Raw genomic sequence first — 25,308 nt, 5'->3', positions numbered from 1 at the left:
GTATGAGTACCTCCCCTCTCTACTTTGAGCGTGAGAAAAGTGCTGAACTAATGAGAATCAGCCTTTCCCAGAATTCTATATTAGATTCAGGAGATTTGCTCCATTGTGTTGAGAAACTTTATGACGGCTGTATCAAAGGATTCAGGCTCGACGAGAAATGCCCAGTGGTTGCCAGTGACTTCGCAGTTTGGGTCATCATGGATTAAGGGTTTGTGACTTCTAGACTGGTGCCACATATTTTACAAAACTTCGCATCGGGATCATGCAAAGACAATCCGCAACCAGAGCAGACTGACTTTTGCATCGTTTTATGGTTTTGTTCACTGCTTTGATTTGCCGTTTTAATCAAGCGTTTAAATAATTCGCCTAGTTGGACGGGAATGAGGGCAACACCTGTCAATACCATTAATACTGTGGTGAGTTTTCCTGCGTCAGATTGGGGCATGACATCGCTATAGCCGACAGTTGTCATTGTGAAAATGGAGAAGTAGAAGGCATCAAGAAAGTTATGGAATTTGGGATTATTCGGATGTTCAATTTGGTATACCAGTCCTGAAAAGACAAATACGATCGCAAATAGAGTGAATATAATCCGAAAGAGAATGGCGATGTCTTCGGTTTTGGGCTTAAACAGTGATTGTGACTCGACTAGGCGAATCAGGCGTAAAATCCGAAACCAGCGCAGTAGGCGGATGAAGGCGACATCGACTGCGCCGAGAAAGAAGGGCAAAATTGCCACAAGATCGATGAGGGCATAGAAACTAAATAGATGTTTGAATTTCTGTTCAGCGACTAATAGGCGTAAAAAATATTCCAGAACAAATATGGCTAGAATGCAGTCATCGAGCAAGTTGAGACGATGGCGCGTGACTTCGGAGATGTCATAGGTTTGGGCGACAAAACTAACCGCCGAGGCAAGCACAAGCACTGCGATCGCAATATTGATCAGTTTGCCAATAGGTGTAACAAGATCATCAAGATAGAAGCTAATCTTTTGGCTGATTTTTTGGTTTAGCATGATCCTGTGTTTGAGAGCAGAGATTCGATGCCGCGACGTTGATATAAATTGATTTGCCGATGGCGGGAGAATCTTGATTTCACCTTGGATGTGGTTAATAGCTCGGTAACTTCGCTGATGGGGAGTTGCAAAATTGTGGCGGCATCTTCAGGAGAGAGCCATTGATGACCAAAGAGAGCCATAATCTGCTCGTCGCTAGTCTGCAAAATTTGGGTTAAGAGTTTTTGCAGCAATAGCCAACAGGCGAGCGCATCGGATTCAGCACGGTGCGACTTACCCACATCAAAGCCATAGTGTTTGACTAATTTTGGCAGCGATCGTGATGGCAAGTTGGGTAACAATAGCCGTGATAGTTGGACGGTGCAGAGCTTAGCACTAGCTTGAAACTCAAGCCCCATTCTTTGATATTCCTGTTGGAGAAAGGCATGATCGAAACCAATGTTGTGAGCCGTTAAAATGCCTGTCTGTAAAGTGGGCAGATATTTAGGTAGAACCTTGTCTGCGCTTTCCGAGCCGACAAGTTTGGCATCGGTCAGCCCCGTTAATTGCGTGATTTGCTCAGGCAGTGGTATTTGTGGATCAATAAGATCGGTTAATGTTTGCTGAATGCCATCCTTGAGGGTGGCTTGGACAACGGCAATTTCGATAATGCGATCGCGATCGCTCTTTGCGCCTGTGGTTTCTAAATCAACTACGGTGAATAGCTCGGTGCTGATTTGTCGATAGTAAGCCAGCAGTGTGGTGGAGCGATGGGCATTGATGTTCATTGCATTGGGGCGAGGTTAATGTCGAGAATACGAATATTGATCTAAAGTTAGGAGGATGCCCTGTGAAAGTTGATCCGTCTAATGCAGAACCTCGAACAAATCATAGCCCAAGAAATTGATCTCCGACCTGAACAGATCAAAAATGCCCTAGAGCTATTTGCTGAAGGAGCAACGATTCCCTTTGTGGCGCGTTATCGTAAAGAGCGCACTGGAGAGATGAATGAGATTCAGTTGCGAGATTTGCAAGATCGCTATGCTTACCTTACTGAATTACGCGATCGCAAAGTTGTCATTCTCCAATCAATCGCCGATCAGGGCAAGCTTACCGATGAATTGCAAGCCAAAATTGCTGCCTGTCTTCAAAAGACGGAACTCGAAGATCTCTATCTGCCCTATCGCCCTAAACGTAGAACCAGAGCGATAATTGCGAGAGAAAAAGGGCTAGAACCATTGGCGATGGCGATCAAAGCTTTTAATCGTCCGCAGGTTAGTCCTCCCCCATTAATGCAAGAAGCGGCTAAGTATGTATCGGCACAGGTGAAAACGGCAGAGGAAGCCCTCAAAGGTGCTGCTGATATTTTGGCGGAAGAAGTGGCGGAAAATGCGGAATATCGAGCCTATATTCGCGAATATTTGATACATTCAGGAGTATTTGCCTCACAGATCAAACCCATGCACACAGTTGGCACGACTAAGTTCGAGATGTATCGCGACTATCGCGCCAAGGTAAAAGCAATCGCTCCCCATAATCTGCTTGCGTTGTTGCGTGGCGAAACTGAAGAGATATTGAACTTGTCCCTAGAGTTTGATGAGGATTATGTATTGACTTACTTAGAATCGGCGCAAATTCGCACGAAAAACTCCACTATTAGGCAGTTTTACCAAGATATGCTCAAGGATGCCTTTACTCGCCTAATCAAAACCTCGACGATCGCCGCCGTGATTGCTGAAAAGAAAGCTTGGGCGGATGGGGAATCGATCAAAACCTTTGAAGCGAATTTACGAGATTTATTACTCGCTGCCCCCGCAGGTATGAAGCCCACCCTCGCGATTGACCCCGGCTTTCGGACAGGTTGTAAAACGGCGGTGATTAGCGAGACGGGGCAGTTTTTGGAATATCAAACCATCTTCCCGCACCAAGCTCAAGGACAAAGGGAACAAGCGGCGCGTACCGTCAAAAATTTGATCGCTAAGTATGGGATTCAATTAATTGCGATCGGCAATGGTACGGCAGGACGTGAAACTGATGCCTTTGTGATGGAAGTAATTCAAGGGCTAGCTAATCCGCCGATCAAAGTGATGGTTAATGAGTCGGGAGCTTCAATTTATTCCGCTAGCCCCGTGGCAATTGCCGAATTTCCTGACCTCGATTTGACCGTGCGTGGTGCGGTGAGTATTGGGCGCAGACTGCAAGACCCCCTCGCCGAACTGGTTAAAATTGATCCTAAATCCATTGGTGTGGGACAGTATCAACATGATGTCGATCAGAAATTGCTGAAAAAGAAGCTAGAGGAAACCGTTGAGAGTTGCGTGAATTTTGTTGGTGTCGATTTAAATACCGCATCAAAGGAGCTACTTACCTTTGTTTCGGGGCTGAGTGCCACGGTTGCCAATAACATCGTTACTTACCGCAATCAAAATGGGGCATTTTGCGATCGCAAACAGCTTCTAAAAGTCCCCAAACTCGGTGCAAAAGCCTTTGAACAGGCGGCAGGATTTTTACGGATTCGGGGCGGTGATCATCCCCTTGATAATACGGCTGTGCATCCCGAAAGCTATAGGGTGGTTGAAGCAATTGCCCGTGACTTGAATGTGCCACTATCGGAAATCTCGCAAGCCGCCGATAAGCTGAAGACCGTTAACCTTAAAAAATATGTCACTGAGGCAATTGGTGAGCCAACCCTTCGCGATATTCTCCGTGAATTAGAAAAGCCTGGGCGTGATCCGCGTGCGGAGTTTAAATATGCCACTTTTAGCGATGCAATTCAAAAGATGTCCGATCTAGAAATTGGCATGGAAATTGAGGGAATTGTGACGAACGTGGCAAATTTTGGGGCATTTGTTGATATTGGCGTGCATCAAGATGGACTAGTACATATTTCACAACTAGCCGATCGCTTTGTCAGTGATCCTAAGCAAATCGTCAAGGTCGGTCAGGTGGTGAAGGTGCGAGTTTTAGAAGTGAATGAATCACTGAAGCGAATTAGCCTATCAATGCGCTTGTGATCCTATCTTTATCGCAACTAAAAAAAGCTAAAGGTGGCGCTTTGAGCCACCTTTAGCTTTTTTTAACTGAGCGAAGTTCTCAACTCTTTTTCTTTCTCAATTCGCCATTTATGGCTTTCCCACTTTTCTGTTTTGCCTTCTCTAGCCAATATTTTGCCATTCTCATCATTTCTGTTAGTGATAGAGACAGATAGATCTGTTTTGTCTGTCATTTTCTCAGTGGGGTCATTTTTTGTTAAGGTAGCCTCGACCTCAGATGTCAATTGATGGGCGGGGCCATCCGTTCTTCTAGCGGCTCCTTTACCTTTCATGGTTAACTTGCGTTGCATTACTTGTCCGCCACTGATATTTCCAAAACTCTCAATCATTGGTTTCCTTTGTAACTCCTCCTCCTCTGGAAACTCCTCTCTTTGAATTGAGTTTTCCTGCATTGGAGAACTAATCTGCGGAACTTGAGCGGCTTTCAAACGATTTTGTGACTTTCTCTGAATTGATGCCGTAGATGAATCAGTAGTTGGAGATGCTATTAATCTAGCTAGCACATTTTCCGTCGAAGCTGGTCTAGATTGGTGTGTCACATCTTCATCTACATCCTCGGTTTTTTGGGGTGCAAAGCCTCTAGTTTGCAAATTTAGGGTTGTGGGCTGGACAAAATTGGTGGATTGCGAAGCTTTGGGAGCGTAAGGACGATTCACGGTATTACCACCTAAATTTGCGTGCCGATATTCTCGCATGAAAAACAAATGAACAATGTTACGAGTTACGGCAAACAGTCTGTTTGAGATATGATCTGCTCAGAATTACACTCACAACACTAGCCATGCCGACCAAAAAATTTGTTGCGATCGCAATTTTCTGTGTGACATTAGTGATTTTGATCGTCTTTGGCGAATCCGCTCGGACTCAAAATATTCCTGACTTGAGTTTGGCTGAAGCCCGTCCTAAAAACGCGCCCGTGAAACCTAATCGCGTCTCACAGACGATCAACTTCTCTCCAGAAATCAACAATTTTGCTCCCGTCGCAGGTTGTGAAGTGAAACCGCCAGCTAATCCTTCTTTACCAGCCAAGCTGACACAGATTCCCATTTCCTTAGAGCGATTTCGCAAACCTTTCCCAGTTCTAGATCCAGTTGCTAAGCCCGTTGGAGATCCAGAGATGGAAGCAGTTGCCGAGCCAACTACAAAGGAAAAGCTCCCTGCTGCTGCACCTAAGCAACCTGCCTATAGTCCCCGTGAAGTGATTGCCCTAGCAGCAAATTCTAACTATGGCGATCGCTACCTCTCAGACTTAAAAGGAAATCCTGCAAATCTCCAGCCGATTATCGTTCTCCATGAAACTGTTGGTTCTGCGAATAGTGTGATCAACTATTTCCAAGCTTTTCAAAGTAATGAAGACAATCAAGCCAGTTACCATACAATGATTGCCCTAGATGGTACGGTGATTTACTTTGTGCCACCCGACAAACGTGCCTTTGGCGCAGGAAATTCTGTATTTGTGAGTGGCAATGCTAAGGAAGCGATTCAAACTAATCCTAAATATCCTAGTTCAGTGAACAACTTTGCCTATCATATTTCCTTAGAAACCCCTGCCAATGGTATTCACAATGGACGCACCCACGGCGGCTATACTGATTTGCAATATCAATCTCTAGCATGGCTAGTGGCAAAGACTGATGTTCCCCTAGAGCGGATTACGACCCATCGTGATGTCGATCGCTCTGGCTCACGTATCGACCCACGCAGCTTTAATAATGCCCTATTCCAAAAGTTGCTTAGTGAATATCCGCGCACTAAAGAAATTGCGATTGGCTGCGCAGCTCTCACACCTTAAAAGCCTAGCGCTCTTGCTCCTTGGTAAAAAACAAAGCTCGTGATCCATGCTAGCGCCAGTGACCAAAATACCGATAGCATCGCAAATTTGATGCTTTTTGACTCGCTCTTGATCACGGCAATGGTGGAGAGACAAGGCACATAGAGCAAGGTAAAGAGCATAAAACTATAGGCTTGTACCCAATCAATCTGCTGGGCGATTGCATTTGCTAAGTTGCCATCTTCGGCTTGACCATAAATTACTGCTAGTCCTCCTAAGACAATTTCTTTGGCGATAAATCCAAAAAATAAAGCGACGGTAAGTTGTGGATTGATTCCTAAGGGAGCAAATAGCGGCTGTAATGTTTGCCCGATGATTCCTGACAAAGTTTGGGAACTAGCGGTTGGTACATTGGTCGGTAGGTTGTTTAATAACCAGATTGCCACCACTCCAAAAATAATAAATTTGCGCGACCAAATCCAGAAATGTTTGACCTCACACCATGCCCTCACCAAAATCTGCTTGAAGGTTGGGAAGCGATAGGGCGGTAGTTCCAGCATTAAAGGCTCTTGACTAGGAAACTTGCCCTTAAAAATGGCGGCAGTGAGCAAGGCGGCGGCAAAACTGAATAGATAGAGGCTAAAGATGACTTTGGAGGAATGTTCGGGGGCAAACAAGGCTGTCGCCATAAAGAGGAATACGTTTAACCTTGCGGAACAAAGGGAAAAGGGAATGATCAACATCGATAGCATTCGTAACCCTTGCGATCGCATCACCCTTGTTCCCAAAATTGCAGGGACATTACAGCCAAAACCCATGAGTGACATTACAAAGGAACGCCCATCTAATCCCAGACGTTCCATCATTGCATCCATCAAAAAGGCGGCTCGTGATAGATAGCCACTATCTTCGACAATTGCCATAAATAGGAAAAACAGGAAAATGACGGGCAGAAATGCGGCAACGGTGCTGATACCAACATAAATGCCATCTATTAAGAATCCCTTGATGAAAGTTGGTAAAGGTGAGAGCAAAGGCTCTAGAGCCGATATTTTCAACCAATCCAAGCCCTGATTCATCAGCTCTTGTAACGGTGTGCCGATCGCATAGATGGCTTGAAATACAAGATACATTGCTCCAAAGAACAGTGGCAACCCCAAAAATGGATGTAGCAATATGCGATCGAGGCGATTAGTCCATTGATCCGTAAGGCGGAGGGGCATATCCACCGCACCCTCTAGGATTTGTTTTAGCTCTTGGGTAAGTTGCTGATCATTGAGTAAATTCTGTTCTAGTCCTTCTACCTTCACTAAATCAGGATGCTGTTGGAGTAATGTCGTAATTTTTGCGATCGCAGATTGATAGCCCATCCCATACTTGGCACTAATTGATAGCACAGGCATTTCCAGTCTTTGCGACAATAAATCAGGCTGTACCTTCACCCCAAACCGACTCGCTTCATCCGCCATATTTAGCAGTAATACCGCAGGTATCCCTAATTTCTTGATCTGCAATGGCAAAATCATCTGCCGATCAATCTGAGTAGTATTGAGAATAATTAGGACTAAATTAAGGGGAGTTTTTTCAAGAAAAGATCTGACTACGGCTTCATCTTCAGAAAAGCCGCGTAAGTCATAGATTCCTGGTAAATCAATAACCTCCGTTAACTCATTACCCAACTTAACTTCCGCCATCATCAGATCGACAGTAATGCCCGGCCAGTTACCAATATGGGCATGGGAACCAGTAAAGCGGTTAAAAAAAGTTGATTTACCTGTATTTGGCATTCCCAAAACTGCAATTTGCATCATGCACTTGCACCAACACTTGTGACCTCAATATGACGAGCATCACAACAGCGCAGCATCACTTCAGTCATCCCCACCTGCACATGTAACGGCCCCCGCATCCATCCACGTCTTAGCATGTGAATAGTTTGCCCTTGACGAAATCCAAGGGCATTGAGTCGGGGCTGGAGGTATGGATCGACATCAATGGTGACGATTGTGGCTGATTCTCCAGCTTGGAGGTCGGCAAGGTGGGAGTTAGGCATTGGTTTGGGCATTAACTATGCTTAAATATTGACTATTATTCTCAATAATAAACTAATTTTATTCAATAAAAATTTAATTTTTTTGTACTGCATGTAGCAAAAAAAATTTTGCTTATGTAGCGGTTTTCAGTCTAGTAAGGTACTAGCTCTAGCTGAAGAAGGGGCTTAAGCCCCTTGTCTGTAACTCACCAGCAAGCATGAGAATTGTTATATAGCTACCGCCACTTATTTTAGGTGGGCAGACTTTACTCTAGTTTGTCTACTGCCTTGAGGAAAGCGCGTTTCGCTGCCACTTTATTTTTGCGATTGGTGTAGCGTTTAAAACTTTTTATGTCACGGTGGCGCGTCAACTCCATCGCCAATGATGGATCTAGCTCATACTTGACAATCAAATTTGTAGCAAAAGTATGTCTGCCGCGATGGGAATGCAAATCAATTCCTGTTTTTTCGGCGAGATCATCCATCACATGACGTACCCCCCAATAGGTGAGCCGCTTGCCATAGTTACGATTCGATAAGGAGATAAACAGAGGTGATCCAGGTAATAGCTCATCACCTCTGTAGGTGCGCCAAGCCAAATATTCATCTAAATGCTGCAATCCCAACTTAGTTAAAGGAACTTCTCCTTTGCTATCCCATTTCGCAATCGGTATGACTAATTCTCTTTCACAGTAATTCTCAATATTCAAATTACATAGTTCTTCGCCACGCAAGCCGTGCAACAACACCGTAAATATAGCGCGATCGCGTTCTGGGAATTTACTTAACTCAATCGCTGCATAAATGCGGATGACTTCATCATCATCCAAGTCCTTGGATACCGATTCAGGCAATCGTTCTAATTGAATGCCAATTGTGGGGTCAGCGCTGACATATTCTGACAGTAATAGCCAGCGATAAAAGGACTTGAGGGTTTGTAAGACCCGATTAACTGAACTCAGTGCTAATTGCCGTTCACGAATCAAAAAGTTTTTAAATTGGGTAACTTTGCGGCGACTCACCTCTGTCCAAGGCAATTCACACCAATCCATAAATATTTTTAGATCCGCTTGATAGGCGCGGCGACTTTTGGGTTGCAAAGATCGAGAATCAAGAAATTCATCAATGCGGGCTTGACGCAGATCGAGAGATTTTGCCTGTGCTGTTGTTTCATTTCCATACAAAATTAAGACTGGCTCAGGAACAGGACGATTTTGCATATTTATACCTCTCTAGCGATGATTAGCTCGAAAAATGCTCAAGCAGTGCATCCGCTTCCAATTTATGTCCTTGGGGAATGGGGATGCGAATAGTTTGGATTTGTCGCCCAGCCCGTGAAGGATAACTGACGTAAAAGCACAAACATTCACAACTGTTCCCATCTTCTGCCCAGAGGTCTACTTGCTCTAGTCTTGTTTTCCAATAATTCCAGCGTACGAAATTATCACAGAAATAGATCGCAGTATTGCCAATCCAAGCTTCGCTTATTTGAAAGCGATGACGTTTGGTAAATAGGAGCGGTAGCCCATAGGTGACGATTGTTAATAGCACCATTAGCGTCAACAGTACTAAAAATACAACTCCCCCTGCCTCTGGATCAAATATCCAGAAGCCGCCACCAATTAGCAGTGACCAAACGCCGACGATGAGCAATAGTTGCGATTTTTCTGCCACTTGTTCCTGTTGTTCGGTGGCGATATAGCGTTCCCATTCGGTTTCGGTATAAGTCCAATGGGCAAGGAGATTTCTACCTTGGAGCAGTTGATCAAGAGCTTTGGCATTCCCCCAGAAAAATACGGTGACGACGGCGGCGGTGATGGCGATAAATAGGGCGATAAATGCGATCGCAAATCCCCCCTCCATGCCGTCCATTTCCAGCAGACTCGGCAAAAACATAACAACTGTCGCCACGATCGCGACAGTTGCGGAAACGGCTGCGCCAGTTCGCATTGGGTTTGGTGGTTTAGCCTGCATCTTGGTCTTGTTGGATAATATGGCGTATTACTATATGGCAATATACTAGAAATAAAGTATGATGGGTATATAGTTATGTATACTCAATATTCAAATCAAATATTCAAATCAATTTCTGCAATATTATGTCACTAAATTCTTCTGCCTTAACTCAGGTCGCTGACTACTTTAAAGTGTTGTCAGAGCTGAGTCGGTTGCAAGTGTTATGTTCGCTCAAGACTAGCTCTAAGAATGTTACGGAAATCATGGAAGAAACAGGACTAGGTCAAGCTAATGTTTCTAAGCATTTAAAAATACTAGCTCAGGCAGGTATTGTTTCGCGCACACCACAAGGGGTCAGCGTTTATTATGAGATTGTTGAGCCATTCATTTTTGATCTCTGTGAATTGGTGGGCAACCGTCTATCATTACGTCTGGAAGAACAGTCGCAACAACTCAAGCAATTAGATGTTTTACGTCGCTCAGTACCTGCGATCACCAAGAGTACCAAGACCAAAGCCAAAACCCATGCCTGATTTCTCTATGCAAAACTCCAATAGATAAAGGCAGTGTTTCGCGCCGCCTTTATCTATTAGAAGATGGATCACAGCTTAGACCCGCAACTTGGGCAGTTCTACGGGCAAGAATTCTGCCTTCGGTCGTACCGCTAATGGTCAAGATATCCTTAGCATCTAGATGGATATCAACGGCACTGATAGAGGCTTGCGAGTTCGCTAAACTTTTGCCATTAAGATCATTAATGCGCTTACCAAAAGTATTGAATGTCCATAGTTTTGTTTGTCCATCGTCGCCACCACTGACCAAATTGCAGCCCTGAGAGCTAAAGGCGATCGCTCGTACAGGTTTACCACCATGAGCCTCTTTCCAAGCATCTACTAATTGGCAAGGGCGATTGCTTTGTAAATTGTTTGATAAACAGGAACGCAGATCCCAAACCGTCATATAGCCTTGATTGTCGCCAGTTGCTAATAAATTGTGGTTGCGATCGGGTACGGCAATACTTTGAATGTAATCATCCTGTCCGCCCCTGTTGGGATATTCAATAGTTTTGACCGTATCGTTGCGCCAATTCCACAGCACTAATTGATTAAATCGACCTGCGATCGCAAGGGTGCTGTCGTCCTGTCCCACCATTGCGATCGCATTGATCGCAAAGTCAAACTTCTTGACTTGACTGGGCTGTGTGGGTGGATTGGTAAATAGATTTTGCAAATCCCATCGCAACACTGTGCCACTCCCATGTCCACTAAACAGAGTGCGGGCATCGAGGGTATACTCTAGCCCAAACACCCGATCATCAGCTTGATTGATAAAGGTGGCAATCGGCTGTTTATTTTTGGCTTGATAGTCCAAAATCTGAATTTCGCCATTTTCTAGACCGAGGGCAACCAAATCATTCTGTACAGGACGATATTGGACAGTCCGAATTGCTTTAGGAGCTTCGGTGACAGTACCACGGTCAAAACCTTCAAAGGGATTAGAGAATCCACCCACATCCCAGAGCCTAATTGTGCGGTCATTAGAACTACTCATCGCTCGATTGCCAGTGCCATCGAACCGCACGGAAGTGACTGCTCCCTGATGCGCGGGAAATGGATTGTTGGGGTTGAAATTTGATAACCAGCCCAGTAATAAGAACAGGATGACTAGTGTCAGGATTGCCCAAAATAGAGGTATGAATGGTTTGACAACGACTTCAATTGTTTGCACTTCATCAATCGTATTCACCCGCGTATCTTGCCAATTAGCCTTGACTAACAGATTTAGCTTGTTGACTTTACCCAGCCAAGGGCGAGCTTTGTCCACCCGAAGCTGAAGTTCAGTTTTACCAAAGGGAGTAATCTCTGCATCATTGGGTGAAATTTCAAAGGAAAAATCTTCGTAATCACTAGAGTTCACATTCTCTAGATCGAAATTAATGGTTTGCGATAGATTACTGTTATTGACTGCTGTTAAGCCAAATATAGCAGGGGATGCTTGCCATATTTTCCACCATAATTTCCATGGGCGCTTGGAGGGGATAGTTTGTAATTTGGGCTCACAAATAACGGTTAAATCACCCTTGGGCAGTACCTCAACGTTAGATTTTAATTGCGAAGGTAAGCCATTGGTATGGACAATATCGATGGTGAGGGGATAGGATTTTGCGATCGCATCCTCATTAAAGGGCAAAGTGCAAATAAAAGCGGTGCGAAACTGCATCCCTGCTTTGACCGTAAACTGTTGGGTATTTCCTTTAGGAAACCAAGAATCAGGTAAATCGAGACACCGCAGAGTGACGTTAGTATTTTGTTGACTAGGATTAGTAATTAAGATCGGAATTTCCAGATCATCAAGGGGGATGACCTGTAGCTTTTGAGAAGGTATTTCTGCCTTTAAGATGGAACGCCCTGCCCCCTCTTGGAGATTGATGCGTAATACTTCACGGTTCTCTTCTCGCAACTCGATCGAAAAAGCTCGCACTGTAATATTCATCATCCCCGTAAACCCTGAGATGGGTGTTTCAATAATAGAAACTACAAACTCCACTAAGTCCCCTGGGGGAATCTTGACACTAACATCTGGGGAAATCGTATACCATTCATAGCCAACATCTTGGGTATCTGCGCCAGCAGCTACTAACTCGACCTGAAAGCTTGCAAATTGATTACTATCATTAACAACAACCACAGGAAAAGAATTTTTGGTAGAGCCAATTTTAAAATTTAATTCCTTTTGCGGTATTTCTAAACCAATTTGATTTGCTGACATGGTTCTATTCTCCTATCTTTGATTAAATACTTAATGTTGCGTGGAACATTCTAAGCCCCTCACCCCCCAGCCCCCTCTCCCTAGAGGAGAGGAGAGCAAGACTGATTTTTCTGGTTCCCCTCTCCCCTTTTGGAAGAGGGGCTAGGGGTAAGGGCAATCATTTACTACGGGCGGCTCTAGCCCGATTTAAAATAGTTTGTAAAGAATTTGTCTGTCCTAGTTGTGATGCGATCGCAACTTTTTTGGCTTCATCCTTTTCCTCGCGCAGCTTGATTAATTGACTCTTCATGCCGTTTTGTCGTGCCACAACGGTACTGCCCATCTCTTGAAACACTCTTGCCATCTGTCCAAGCTCATCTTTGCGCTGAGCTACTGTCGCTAGCTCTTCAGGATCGAAGGATTCCTCTTCGATTTCTTTGGCAGCTGTCATCAGATTTTTGATCGGTTTTAATAGCCATGCCGAAATAGCAAGCCCGATGAGAATATTTGCGCCCAACATGGTGATGATAATGATCAAAGTGAAACGGTTATTGGTGTCAATTTCTTGCATGAAAATTGACTTAGGTACAATAATTCCCACCGACCAATCTAATTCCAAATTCTTCCCTAATCGCTGTGTACTCAGAATATATTTCTCGCCATTAGAATCAAATTCAACCACCTGTAAGTCTTCTAGCTTCTCAAATCCTCCTAGTTGCTGTTGAATTGCTAAGCCAGCATTTTGCAGATTGGCATCTTTACTTTGAGATATATCAAAACGATTCACTGAAGTTCCATTAACCTCAAAGATTGGCAATTCTGAAGTTGTGGCGACAAGCTTGCCATTTCCTTCAGCTAAAAAGACATGCCACTGATCGCTAGGGCGAGTTTGCAGCATAAACTCCTTGATTTGCTTGAGTGAAATATTGATGCCGACGACTCCTTGCAAACTGCCACTAGCGGTATAGATGGGTGTGGCTTTGGTGGTGGTTAATTCGTTGTCAGTGGTGCTAACAAAAATGGAACTCCAAATCGGTTTGCCTGAATCTTTAGCAGCTACATACCAAGGTCTGGGGCGATGATCATAGATCTCATTTTTAACTAACTTACCCCTGACCCCATTACGACTGAGTTCATAGGTGGGACGGTTTTCACCATTTTTATCTTCACGGATGCGTAATAAAAATTCAGAGTCCTGATTGTTTGGGTTTTGTCGTTCAATGCCGACCATAGTTCCATCTTCATTACCATAAAAGAGAATGTTTTGGGCATTGAGTTCGCGCACCGTATTAAATATCTCTTCTTGGACTTGACGAATATCGTTAGGATCAACGCTGCCATTGCTCAAGGCGGTTGCCAAAGATTGATTAATTCGCATGGACTCCTTGAGATAATCACTGACCTTAAGTTCAACGCGATAGTTTAAGTTATTGCAAAGTTGGCGGGTTAACTTCTGCACTGCTTTTTCGCTGCCAAAGAAGGAAATTAAGCCAGTCAAACCAACTGCGACGGTGATTTGGATGCTAAGCACAAGGGGAACAACCTGTCGAATTGATGCCATAGTATGGATACCCTAGATGTAGAAAATGATGGAGATAGTTGCGAGAAATAATTTAATGGAGATAGTTTATGACTGGAGAGATCTCCGCTATGGAGCTGTATCAACCATATTGGTAATTCGCCTCTGATCGCTGGTGGTGGCTAGTTCCATTTGATATTGGGGATTGATCTGCATGGATTGATGGATTTCCCACCGTTGCGCGGCATAGTTGAGAATGTTTATGCCCAATTCTTGACAGTTGCGGATCGTGGATCTCGATAAATCTTGTGGGGATTCACCGCTCCAGACTGGCGATAATTCTCCAAAAATGATGATAACAGCGTCATTACCCATAATCTGCATTGGCTGTTCGATGATTCCTGACAGTTGCGGTAATAGGAATGGTTGACTACGGAGGGGATGTTGAGTAGGAAGATCTGAGAAAGACTGTAACTGGTTACCTAGGGGTAAACGTTCCCTTAGTGGATTAAGAATGTCTTGTGTCGCGTTGTTGATTTCGTCCCTAATCGCATCTAATTCAGATTCTAATTCCTGCATGATCAGCGATTGATCGGACTGTTGTTGTCGATCCAATTGCGATTGAATGGTTTTTTTGAGCCGTTGATGGGCGCTGCGTAATTCATAATAAATCTCTAGAAGATTTTTTAAGGCATGGTCGTGAATTGCTACTTCAATTAAGATTGCGCCACCGATGGCAGCATATTCTCTTAATGCTAATTGGGTAGAGTCATTGAGAGCCAAAGCTTGGCTATAGCTGAGGTAAAGGAGATGGTAATTGCGAAGTTGAGCGAGGGTTAATTCTCCATGAATATCTAGGTTAGCAATCGGGTTAATCAACCTGAGCTGTGGTGCAAGACTGGGGAGAGATTGACCAAGGGATTGCAGGTGCGTGCTAATTGCGATCGCAGTTTGCTGAGCGGGCAAATTTTGAGATTCTTGAAAATGGGCGACCCTTATACAGTTCTGTGGACGTAATTGTGCTTGGATGCGATGCCGCATATCCAATTGCGAGACAGCAGGCGCAAACACATTAGGGGATTTTTGAATCTCTAACTGTCCTTCTGCGATCGCAATTCGACAAATCTCGATATCCGTATCAAGGGGTAAGTCCGTCTTTTCATTGACGCGAAAGGTTTCGACTAAAACCTCATTGCTGCTGGCGCGTTTCAGTTTAGCTGGGTCAACATAGCTGAGTACCAAATAGACTGTGGCGATATCAGTATCATAAGCAGTGCTGGAAATCCGAAAGTCAAGCGGAGTCGGCACAACAATAAAGTTACCTTGCAGATCGATCGCCATTCCTGGTTGAATTTGCACCCACCGCCCATCTCGAAACTTGGCGGGTAAATCCGCAGGAGCTTGAATAGGGACAACCCCTAGCCCACAAATAATTCCGGGTAAGAACAGGGATTGATATTGAACGTTCTGGCGTTGTTGATGATATTCATGGGCGAGTCGCCAGCGTTCACTGTTGATCATCAAGCCATCAGAGACCTGTAACCTTTCAAAGGGCTGAATTTGGGGATAGGGGAAATCGTTCATACAATTTAGATAATTATGAAGGTAATCTAGACAATTTCTAGGTCATAGGTACAAAACACAGGCTTTTCTCGTTCGATGATCCGATGAATTAGGGGGATATCAAGGCTATTTTGCAAATCGTTACGAATCCTCACTACAAAATGAAATGGTTTGCCGCCACCCGCAGAAGCATTTAGCCCAAGGCTCGCTTCCCCAAGCACAAAGCCACGTCCTTTAACTTCAAAAAAACTGATGTGTTTTTCCGCTTCGGGCAAATTCTCATCGAGGGGTAGACCTGTAAATAGATGAATGTAAAAGCGTAGCCCTCTGCGAGTGCCGCGCCAACGATAGATCTGCATTGCTTGTTTAATTAAATAGCGTTGTCGCTCAAGACCAAGGATCGGTTCAATTTCCCAGCCAACCCAATGGGCTAAAAACGGTAACATTTCTTCGGGGGCAAGCATGGGGTCAAGGTAAGCCCAGAGTGAGTTGAGAATATTGACATCGGGTTCTAGACATTCCTCAAATATTTTGAGCATTCGCCCCACAAAGTCCACTTCACGATAAATGTCGGGCAGAAAGTCTAAATATAGACTCTGGGGGCGCACATATAGATGGAAAGTTTCAATATCGAATAGGTCTAATTTGGGCGATGGAACTAAACCGTTTTCTGGTGCATCTGCTGCACTGCTATTGATGTAGCCACCATAGATCTGTAATTGTCCTTGGTAATTGATTTTAAGAGGTTGTCCTTGAACAATTGCTTCTGGTCTCTCAAAAAAGTCCTTAGGTACTTGAAAATAAAGTACCGCTTCCATTTCTGAATGGGGCGGTAACTCATGCCCTTCCATCCCAATTCGCAACCATTCTGATGGAAAATCTCCCTCTACCTGTAGGTTTGTTAGGAGGGAGCGATTGCTGGAATTTTTGAGCTTAACAACGATCTCGCTCGGTTCATCGGGATTGATTAGCAATTTACAGTTGATGGGCTGCGATCGCAATTCTGGTGAATGCTGCGAATACTGCTCCTTGGCATTGCTAAAGCTATCTGCACTCGCTAGAGTCTCTTCATTAGCTTCAGGAGACTTCATGGAGATGAGGCGAATACTCAGCGCTTGCAGTTTACTTTTTTGAGTCATAACTTAATTGACAACATTGATAACATGGCTAGATCGCAATCGCGGACTGCGCCAAGAACAGAGCAAACCTGAAGAACTGGGCGCAATCATGGGCTGGGGAGAAAGTTTTCTGATCCATTCGCCATTTTCATAGCGCACCTCAAACAGTTGTACTGTACCCAAAAAGCGTACCCCTTGAAAATTTTGTAACAATTTGACGATATCGGAAGCATATACAGGACGACCAAACTCCCAACCCTCTCCCCGCAATCCCCCCGTAATCGGGTTGAGAAAGCGATAGAGCATCACCTTAAGTTGTCTGACAATCTCTTGCTGCACCTGTGGATTAGTATAGGTAGACTCAAGGGCTATTTCTGTCTGTACGCATACACCTACATATTCAGGTTGCTCTAGTTGAATCTGGACTCCTAACATTTTGCGTTCGTCAAGGTAGTCAAGAATGCGATCGCAAAGGGATGGGGGCAAAAAGAAGCGGTCGGGGGGCATACCTTGACCTTCATCAATACTTTCGGTACGCACCTTGGGAACTACTAACAATTTGACGATCCCTGCATCTTCCTTACGCTTACTAGAAGCACACAGCACTCTTGCTACGGCTCCCTCACCTGCCATCAGCGTCAGATATTCAAAATCCGACTGGGTGATGGCGCGATCGCGAGTTCGCAAAATTTTAGGAACACGCACCGCCACATCATCAAGGGACTCGGCATCAACACCATTACTTGCAGAAATATGGTTCGTTAAACTTGCCACATAGGGAATAGCAGTCTTGGCAATGCGGAGACTGTTGCGTTGCACATTGCCGCGGAACCCTCCGCCCGTGCGATATTTCACCATTTGAATAATCGCGCCTTTGGGTGGCACAGCTCCATATTGCGTACCCGTTGCCTTCGCATTAATTGCGATCGCACTGTTAGCATCCGCTAGTACCCTTTGCATCGGTTCACCCTGAAGCTTTAAGCGCTGTAACGTGTGCAAACTCTGATAATTAGGTGATTGCACAAAAGGTCCAAACTGCACATTGCCCGAAGTGGAATCAATTACATAATGCAAATCATTAGGGGTAGATTCGGAAAAGTCTGCCACCTCCTGCCAGATTTGAGGCAGTCCAACGGGTGGAGTGATCAGCAAATACTCATCTTCTTGACGTGGCAATATAGGACTATTTAACAACTGAAAGACCTGACCTGCATTACCGTTACTCTCCCCAAGCACTTCATTAGTGATTGCATAGCACTGGGTCGCCGTTACCTTGCCGCCAACTGACTGTGCACCGATGCCAATAATCTGTGGAGATTGGCTATAGCCCGATTGATTGGGGGTTGGTTCGACATAGCTACAGCGCAACCAGCGTCCTCGATAGGTAGAAAACTGGGTTACACTCCATGTCAGTGGCAGATGCAAAATGATCTCTGCCCCCTGCAAGGGACTTACCCCTTCATTGATCAGTTCACTAAAACTAAATCCCCTTGTGCGATCATCACTTTCCTTGAGTAATACAGGCTGCCACGCCACCCCGTCCCATGCTTCCCAAAAACGAGGCGGATTATTGGGATTAATCCCTGTACTCGTTGCTGATTCTCCCTTTAAATTTAGAGCAATCACATTGCCATCAATCGCTTGTTCGCCATCAAACACCACATAAAAGCAATTATTCGGTTGAGGTGGATCACTAAATAGATCGATAGCTTGTCCTGACCATCCATTTTCACGATTTTCCGTCCACACATCCATGAGGAGATCGCGCAAAAATTCAGGTCTTTCCTCTGCCCTTGGGGCGGCGAGGAGATTTATAATCTTCGGATTGCCAATTACAAGATTGCGATCGGTGCTAAATACGATTGCTTGTTCATCTTCTGTCCTTAATGTCGCCACTTCACTACCTACAGGAATCGTGTAGTCTTCAGGTAAAGCAGCACTAAGATAGAATGTTACTTCAGTTTGGGCGGGTGCTGGAGGCTGAAGGCGAATTCCTAATAATTCTAAAAAAGCAACATAATTGCGCCTTGGTACTTGGTTAAACCTTGTCAGCATTTGATCGTTTAACCAAGCAAATAGCTCGATTAGCGTCACCCCCGGATCACTAGGGTTATAGTTTGTCCATTCAGGGCAATAGCGAGGAATTCTTAGGAGACACTCATTCACTAATTCGGCAAAGGTGCGATCATCAAGATCTGATTTTGGCAAATTGGGAAGAAAATTGAACTCTTGTGTCATTACACAATGCCCTTTAGTGAATTTTGCGATAACCAGATTTTACAAGCTATCCTTACCAATCTTGAGTAAATACCAAATTGTTTTAGAAAATTTAGCTATTCCCTTTCCAACGAAGGATTAGATGTTGCGGCGCAAAACACCGCAACATCTAATCCTTCGATTTTAAGGCATTAGGCGGGCTGTAAATAAAATGGATAAACCATACTACGGCGGTCAGGGCTACCCTTAATTTGATAAACAATTTTGATATCCAATCTTCCTTTAATCGGATCAGGCTCAGCATAAACTCCGACCACCTTAATCCTTGGTTCCCAACGGTTTAAGGCTTCCTCCACATAGATTCTGGCTAGTAAGATTGTCTGTGGATTCATTGGTGCAAAGGTCAAATCTGCGATTCGGCAACCAAAGTTTGGACGGTATACCCTCTCCCCCAACTTTGTATTCAAGATGGTGGCAATCGATTCCTCTAAATTGCGATCGCCACCATCAGTTTTTAATTCACCTTGGACATTGATCCGCAGAGGAAAAGAAATCCCTCTACCCAAATAGTCATTCTCTAAATTATTCATAGTTGTTGCAGGATCATTTTTTAGGTTTGGCTTTCTAGGTTTTAGGGGACTTGCGTTTGTATTTGACCTGCAAAGTTAATCGAAATTACGCCTCCCCATGCACACATACATTTTGAGGTGCTGCTGAGGGCGGGAAAGTTATTAACTAACACATTAGGGGAACCAGGTACCCAAGGTGCAACCGTAACGGGGACACAAGGCATTGGTGTAAATACTCCCAAAGCGGCGGCAGTAGCAGCAATTACCATAGGATTGGCGGCTGAGTTACACATGCCGAAGGGTGGAATATTTGCGATCGGGGCAAAGTCCATAATTGAGGCGGCGGGAGGGCCACCTGCCATGACTGGAGGACCTTTAGGAATCACAATTAAAGCGCTTGGAGTAACGCCGAAACTACATTGCAATGCTGCACCTGCCACTACTTGTTGAGCCATATCTGATTCTCCTAAATCCTAATTTTTGACCTACTTAAATGTCATGAAATATTGATAATTCTGTTCTTAATTCAGGCGAATCACTCCACCCGTGATGCCTACGGATGCCGATCCACTAATATTCACCGCTGCTCCGGCACTTAAACTAATAGTAGAGCCTGAGCTAGCGCTCACTGCACCACCAGCAGTAGCACTCAGTCCACCACTAGATTGAGCGCTAATGGAAGCTGCTTGAATACTCAGTGTGCCACTTGTTTTAAGGCTAATACCACTAGGAGTAATTTCGATGGTGCTTCCACCTGATGTGAGAGTGATTTTTTGTGCACCTGTAAGAGCAATTTCCCCACCATTAACAGTAATTTTCTTAGTTGTGCCAGATGTGCCTGACTTGACGGTGATATCGCCAGTAGAAGTTAAGCTGATGGTTTTATTAGAGTCATCAGCACGGTATTTATGCCCTCCAGTTGTTTCCATCTCGGCAAACTTATCACTGTCATTCATTCGCAAATGGTGACCATCAATAGTATTTAGATAAACTCCCTTTTTGGTGTCTTTATCTTCTTCTACAAACTGGAGTTTATGACCAACACGAGTCTTAAATGTACGAAGACGGACTTTACCTGCAACTACAGTGTTAGTTGTTATGTCAGGCGGTGCATCAGTGCCATTCCAAACACCGCCTATCACATAGGGACGATGGATGTCACCATGTTCAAAGGCAACTAAAACTTCGTCATTAACTTCGGGCAAACAATCAAAACCTCTGCCTGGCCCAGCACCAGCACTGACAACTCTTGCCCAATTACTTTCATGATCTTCTGTGAGCGTGGGAAACTTAACTCTAACCCTGCCCCATTTTTTAGGATCGTTGTTATTGGTTACTATTCCCACCAGCATGGTTTGTCCTGGTTGGAGATGGGTTTTGGCTGACAACATATCGAATAGATTGCCACCTCGCAGACCCCGCACACTAAAATGGGTAAAGTATCCGCGTTCTTGGAAAATATGCTGTGTCTCGGTAACGTAGTAACTACCACTATAAGTGCCAATATCTTGTAAAGAAACTAATTTTCCTGCCCTAATTTGAGGATTACCTTCACTTTTTGCGTCAGCCGTCACAAACTCACCGCCTAGCTCATTACATAGTGCTTGGGCAATTTTCGTGGACTCGGACGCACTAAAGACAGGCTGATCAACCACAATCATCTTGGGTTGAATACTAAATTTGGTGCTGCTGGCACTCCCTTTGCCACTGTCAGTCGTGGTCACGACCGACTCTGTAGCTGCTGTCGAGATAATCGCTCGCTTGGTGCTGTAATCCCATCCTCTGACTTCCACTGAACTAACTTGTTCTGCGCTGGTAACTCTGACCCGAAAGCTATGGATATCTTCTAGCCACTTCAAATTTAGGGCTTGGCTCTGCGTCGGAGCGCGAAAGTTTAACTTCCCATCTTGAACATATAACTCAAAACCGTTGCGAGCTGCCCGCTCTTGCAAAAACTCCATGTTGGTCTGATTCTCTTGAAAGACATATTCATGAACAACACTAGTTGCGTTGATTGTTCCAGATGCGATTCCCACCTCGCCGATAATTTGCGACACAATATCGCTATCTGTCATATTTTGGAAAGAACGGTTATAACGTCCTCGGTGGAGGCGATGGGAGATGTCATAACCTCGAATAATAATTGGTGCTTGCGATTGCTCATTGAGTTCTGTCTCAATTGCAGTAATTTCTCCTTCTAAGACATATCCCGTTACTGCTGCTGCAAAATCAGGATCTTCAGTGGTGCTAGAAGTAAAGCCGATTTTGATTTTTTTACCGATCGCAAATAAAGATTGGTGTTGCCATGCCGTAACCGTCCCCCCTGGAAAATAGTCATTATTAATAATCAGGGTAAACATTCCAGGGCGATGTAGGCTTTCTTCGACGGATATTTGGAGGATGTCGTTAAGCAAAGCTGCGGAGGCAGGATTGCCATCAATTTGCAGTAAAACTTTTGGGATGTAAGAGGCTGGCATGGGAAATTGTATGAGGAGGATAGGAGAAAATGAGGGGCAAGAGATGTTTAGAGTTGCGTGCTATCAACTTCCTCTAGAGACATATCGACGATTGCACGTACGGGCGTACCATCGGCTAGAAACATGGTTAGTTTATAGCTCACAGATTTGACAAAGCATTTTAAATATTGAGTTTGTCCCCATGCAAAGACATAGACAGGGGGACGTTCGAGACTGCCTGTAAAGTCAGTGGCTTTAATAATTGGCTCGATGAGGGTCAGTACGCTTGTGCCTGTCTCGTAGGTGTCAAAGGTGAGATTGCTGAGCGATAGACTAACTGGTTCGGGATAGGCAAAGGTAACTTTAGGCAAGCCTGAGTCAGTCCGCGCCCCTGCGGAGCGGTTGAGGCTGACGGAACGCTGAAACTGTAGCTCGGTGGGGTTGAACTGAAAGTTGATAGCGGCTGCACCTGCATCGGTGGTGGTGAGCATTGCTTTGACTAATGGGCCTGCGGTCATAACCGATTTTCCTCAAAATGTTGTTAAGTCCCAATTGAAACTAAAACCTGCTACCAAGGCAATCTTCCTTGATATCGCCCTCCTTGACGCTCTTTGTCGATCTCTAGACGTTTCTTTAACAAAATATATATTTCTTGAGCCAGAATTTCTAGATTCTGATCAAAGTTGACCTCATCTTGATCGGATTGACCGCCTTGCTCTTGGCTACGTTGCACTGTAACTGTTGCTTGGGGTAAATTATCGTTTTGCGGATAATCTCGAGCAGGTTGAATTACATTGGCTAAGTTATTCGCTCTATTGGGATTTTCTTTTTGTAGTCCTGTTGGCGTTAAGTATAGTTCCTGATCGCTAGTATTATTAGTTTTGTCTGTTGCTCTTTGGATAGTGGTTTGACTGCTAGAGTTGATAGACGCTAGATCGCGTTGGATCGCTAAAGAACTGCGATCGCGATTTGTTTGTTGATTGAGAGAGCTTGTGGTTGTGTTGCTAGTTGTCGGCGGCAAGTTTGCTAGTAATTCTGAAATATTTGACCAGCCCATAGAGTTACTTTCACTATTATTACTGTTGCTATTTGAGGTGCTAGGCTCAGACTTTGCTTGAATGCGATTGGTGATACTACTTGTTGGATTGCTGGGGCTAGGGCGATCAATTTGCGATCGCATTACACTCTGGGGCGGTACTGATGGGGTTAGAGTTGAGAAATTACCTAGGTATGCAGTCTGAGCAAGGTTGGTAATCGCCGTGGGCAGTTGTAGATCCTCAGTTTTGCGATCGGGATCAGTCATCATCTGAATAATTTTAGGATTTTCGCTAATTCCTAGATCAAGCTCACTACTAGCATCGATTTCATTTGATGACTGCGGTGATCGTTGAATTACATTTTGGACTGACTGAACATTATCAGGCGTTGATATATTGGGGGTCGGTGTAGTGATTACGCTTTCGCTCTTTTCGATCTGATCGATACTACCATTCACATCATCGACATCTATAGCAGTTAAGTTTACTAAATTATCTTTTCTTTGAATTGTTGGAGATTGATTGATAGCCTCTATCCCCATATCAACATTGCTATTTAAATTATTGTTGTTTAAGTTATCTACAGTTGATGAGTCATCAATTGACTGCATCTGTGATTTATTCTGAGGCTGAGAAATATCATTTACAGAAGTAGATTGTGATGATCTCTGCAAAGAATCAATTTGATTAATCTCTGAAATATTTTCAATAGAAAGATCTGGTTCTCGCTGAATCGGACTAACAGTTTGTGATCTGTTTTCCAAGTACTCAGAGTTTTGGTAATCCTGCGATGATGTAGTTATTTCCTGACGATCAAATGTAATCAGAGTATTATTTTGGGGCTGTGAAGTATCATTAACGATATCAGCTTGTCGTTGGACAGGATCGCTTATAGTTGACGATATAATATCAATATTAGAAAAAACTGCTGATGATTCAGTGATCGTCTCTGGATTAATTGTCAAATTTTCAGGCTGACCCTGCATCTGAACATCTTGATTATCCAAAACACTCTCTCTATTTGAAGCATTGATAGGAGATAAATCATCATTCATGGATTGTCTCTGTAATATCTGATTTGGAATACTTGGCTCAATGCCTGTAGCAGTATCTACATCAGGACTATCAGTATTTTGATTTTGTATATCAAAACGTTGAATTTGTGGGTTAATAGGTTCAGCAACAGGTGTGGTAGTTTGTTGTTCTTTGGAACTGCGATCGGCAAAGATATTACCTATAGCAGACTTAGCAATATCTTGAAATCGCTGGACTAATGACACTTTACTGCTTTGCTCAATCTTCTGAGCAGTAACTGGCTTATCCTCAGACATTCTTTGCAGCTCTGGAACATTATTAGTTGCTAGATCAACATTTTGCTGGGACAAATCATTCTGCTGCTGTATCTGTTGTTGTATTTGTGGAACTTCATTACTTTGCAGAATATTATCTGACTCTGATAAATTAAGCTGTCTCTGTATACTTTCCACTGAAGAAGGTTCAGTGATATCAGCACCAGATCCATGAAATAAATCATCATTCTCTGCAATTATGGAACTATCTTTGGGAATAATCTCAGTAGAATCATTTGTAAAGTTACTAACGTTGTTAGCAGATGGCTGAATTGGTTGAATATTATTAGTGGATAAGCTAGAGATTGTTTGATCTATATTGCTCTGATTGATTTGATTTGGCAGATGCTGAGTTGATATAGATGCTGATGACTCTATCTTTCTTTGAATATCTTGTGTATTAAGCTGATTTTGAGAACTTTCATCTATAAAAGATGATGTTTGTTCTTGGCGAATCTCGTTAGAGTTATTCAATGAAGTCTCATTGGTTTGGGCTTCAGAGCTAGATTCTTCAGATGTTCTCTGGATCTCTGGTAAATTATTGTTGACAATATCGGTAACATCTTTGATAGCATCTATTGAAGCTGTCGATAATATCGTATCTGTGGATTCAATAGGTGCTATATCAATCTCTCTCTGAATTATGGAGATGTCTTGCGGCTCTACAATATCTTCAGATAATTCAAAGTTTGACGTTTGTACAGGTGTAATTGTAGAGGTGTCACTAGAATTTAATGAATCAGTTTGTCTCTGTACTTGTTGATTGCTAGCTCTAAGAGGATCTATGCTCAGATCTGTATCCTTATTTGAAAGATTGGAAAATCTTTGGATTTGTTCATAATTACTACTAGCACTATTAGAGTCATTTAAATCTGAAGAGACTGAAATCTGTGTGACATCATTTCTTATAAGCGGATTATCAT

General features: G+C 43.8%; 21 protein-coding genes. 4 read left to right on the top strand and 17 right to left on the bottom strand.

What is annotated here, in order from left to right; all coding sequences use genetic code 11:
- Positions 1-2: 2 nt before the first annotated feature.
- On the top strand, positions 3-206 hold the full coding sequence (locus H6F41_RS14850; RefSeq protein WP_190404250.1) for a hypothetical protein: 204 nt from the start codon (positions 3-5) through the stop codon (positions 204-206).
- On the opposite strand, the gene H6F41_RS14845 is transcribed toward H6F41_RS14850, so the two are convergent.
- The gene (locus H6F41_RS14845) at positions 203-1,018 is read right to left on the bottom strand and encodes an ion transporter (RefSeq protein ID WP_190404249.1); all 816 of its coding nucleotides are present in this window, start codon (positions 1,016-1,018) and stop codon (positions 203-205) included. The two genes, H6F41_RS14850 and H6F41_RS14845, sit on opposite strands and share 4 nt — an antisense overlap.
- Positions 1,012-1,785 (bottom strand): 3'-5' exonuclease, encoded by a 774-nt coding sequence (locus tag H6F41_RS14840; protein ID WP_190404248.1) that lies wholly within the window; start codon positions 1,783-1,785, stop codon positions 1,012-1,014. Before H6F41_RS14840 ends, H6F41_RS14845 begins: the two co-directional genes overlap by 7 nt.
- Positions 1,786-1,866: 81 nt before the next feature.
- Here H6F41_RS14840 and H6F41_RS14835 point away from each other — a divergent pair, with 81 nt between their 5' ends.
- Positions 1,867-4,011, top strand: coding sequence for a Tex family protein (locus H6F41_RS14835; RefSeq protein WP_190404247.1), 2,145 nt, complete (start codon positions 1,867-1,869; stop codon positions 4,009-4,011).
- Positions 4,012-4,073: 62 nt separating this feature from the next.
- Here the strand turns inward: H6F41_RS14835 and H6F41_RS14830 are convergent, their stop codons facing one another.
- Positions 4,074-4,706, bottom strand: coding sequence for a hypothetical protein (locus H6F41_RS14830; RefSeq protein ID WP_190404246.1), 633 nt, complete (start codon positions 4,704-4,706; stop codon positions 4,074-4,076).
- A 125-nt stretch (positions 4,707-4,831) separates the two neighbouring features.
- Between H6F41_RS14830 and H6F41_RS14825 the strand changes: the two genes are divergently transcribed.
- Positions 4,832-5,842: a peptidoglycan recognition protein family protein gene (locus tag H6F41_RS14825; RefSeq protein ID WP_190404245.1), complete on the top strand. Its 1,011-nt coding sequence runs from the start codon at positions 4,832-4,834 to the stop codon at positions 5,840-5,842.
- Here H6F41_RS14825 and feoB read toward each other — a convergent pair.
- The 4 genes from feoB to H6F41_RS14805 all read right to left on the bottom strand — a co-directional run bounded on the left by feoB (position 5,839) and on the right by H6F41_RS14805 (position 9,827).
- Entirely contained in the window at positions 5,839-7,632 is a 1,794-nt protein-coding gene (gene feoB / locus H6F41_RS14820) for a ferrous iron transport protein B (RefSeq protein ID WP_190404244.1), read from the bottom strand. The two genes, H6F41_RS14825 and feoB, sit on opposite strands and share 4 nt — an antisense overlap.
- A complete protein-coding gene (locus H6F41_RS14815) occupies positions 7,629-7,886 on the bottom strand; it encodes a FeoA family protein (protein WP_242023058.1) in 258 nt (85 codons plus the stop codon). Before H6F41_RS14815 ends, feoB begins: the two co-directional genes overlap by 4 nt.
- 233 nt (positions 7,887-8,119) lie before the next feature.
- Positions 8,120-9,073: a tyrosine-type recombinase/integrase gene (locus H6F41_RS14810; protein WP_190404243.1), complete on the bottom strand. Its 954-nt coding sequence runs from the start codon at positions 9,071-9,073 to the stop codon at positions 8,120-8,122.
- A 22-nt stretch (positions 9,074-9,095) separates the two neighbouring features.
- Positions 9,096-9,827 (bottom strand): hypothetical protein, encoded by a 732-nt coding sequence (locus H6F41_RS14805; protein ID WP_190404242.1) that lies wholly within the window; start codon positions 9,825-9,827, stop codon positions 9,096-9,098.
- A 125-nt stretch (positions 9,828-9,952) separates the two neighbouring features.
- Here H6F41_RS14805 and H6F41_RS14800 point away from each other — a divergent pair, with 125 nt between their 5' ends.
- A complete protein-coding gene (locus H6F41_RS14800; protein ID WP_190404241.1) occupies positions 9,953-10,342 on the top strand; it encodes an ArsR/SmtB family transcription factor in 390 nt (129 codons plus the stop codon).
- Between the two features lie 49 nt (positions 10,343-10,391).
- Here the strand turns inward: H6F41_RS14800 and H6F41_RS14795 are convergent, their stop codons facing one another.
- The 10 genes from H6F41_RS14795 to H6F41_RS14750 all read right to left on the bottom strand — a co-directional run.
- Positions 10,392-12,578, bottom strand: coding sequence for a WD40 repeat domain-containing protein (locus tag H6F41_RS14795; protein WP_190404240.1), 2,187 nt, complete (start codon positions 12,576-12,578; stop codon positions 10,392-10,394).
- Between the two features lie 157 nt (positions 12,579-12,735).
- Positions 12,736-14,118 (bottom strand): PDC sensor domain-containing protein, encoded by a 1,383-nt coding sequence (locus tag H6F41_RS14790; protein WP_190404239.1) that lies wholly within the window; start codon positions 14,116-14,118, stop codon positions 12,736-12,738.
- 87 nt (positions 14,119-14,205) lie between these two features.
- Complete coding sequence (locus tag H6F41_RS14785) at positions 14,206-15,660, bottom strand: hypothetical protein (protein ID WP_190404238.1); 1,455 nt, start codon at positions 15,658-15,660, stop codon at positions 14,206-14,208.
- 26 nt (positions 15,661-15,686) lie between these two features.
- Positions 15,687-16,778 (bottom strand): phage tail protein, encoded by a 1,092-nt coding sequence (locus H6F41_RS14780; protein ID WP_190404237.1) that lies wholly within the window; start codon positions 16,776-16,778, stop codon positions 15,687-15,689.
- Positions 16,779-16,781: 3 nt separating this feature from the next.
- Complete coding sequence (locus H6F41_RS14775; protein WP_190404236.1) at positions 16,782-18,995, bottom strand: putative baseplate assembly protein; 2,214 nt, start codon at positions 18,993-18,995, stop codon at positions 16,782-16,784.
- 170 nt (positions 18,996-19,165) lie between these two features.
- Positions 19,166-19,564 carry a GPW/gp25 family protein gene (locus tag H6F41_RS14770; protein ID WP_190404235.1) on the bottom strand — a complete coding sequence of 133 codons (399 nt, stop codon included), beginning with the start codon at positions 19,562-19,564 and terminating at the stop codon, positions 19,166-19,168.
- 41 nt (positions 19,565-19,605) lie between these two features.
- Positions 19,606-19,998 carry a DUF4280 domain-containing protein gene (locus H6F41_RS14765; RefSeq protein ID WP_190404234.1) on the bottom strand — a complete coding sequence of 131 codons (393 nt, stop codon included), beginning with the start codon at positions 19,996-19,998 and terminating at the stop codon, positions 19,606-19,608.
- Positions 19,999-20,064: 66 nt separating this feature from the next.
- Positions 20,065-22,020 carry a VgrG-related protein gene (locus H6F41_RS14760; RefSeq protein ID WP_190404233.1) on the bottom strand — a complete coding sequence of 652 codons (1,956 nt, stop codon included), beginning with the start codon at positions 22,018-22,020 and terminating at the stop codon, positions 20,065-20,067.
- A 47-nt stretch (positions 22,021-22,067) separates the two neighbouring features.
- The gene (locus tag H6F41_RS14755; RefSeq protein WP_190404232.1) at positions 22,068-22,517 is read right to left on the bottom strand and encodes a CIS tube protein; all 450 of its coding nucleotides are present in this window, start codon (positions 22,515-22,517) and stop codon (positions 22,068-22,070) included.
- Positions 22,518-22,567: 50 nt separating this feature from the next.
- Positions 22,568-25,308, bottom strand: a 2,741-nt coding sequence (locus H6F41_RS14750; RefSeq protein ID WP_190404231.1) for a hypothetical protein, incomplete at its 5' end; no start/stop codon positions are given.

This window comes from Pseudanabaena mucicola FACHB-723 (assembly GCF_014696385.1).
GTDB lineage: Bacteria > Cyanobacteriota > Cyanobacteriia > Pseudanabaenales > Pseudanabaenaceae > Pseudanabaena.
Note: the sequence above shows the minus strand (reverse complement) of the source record. Positions and strands in the feature narration are given on the sequence as shown.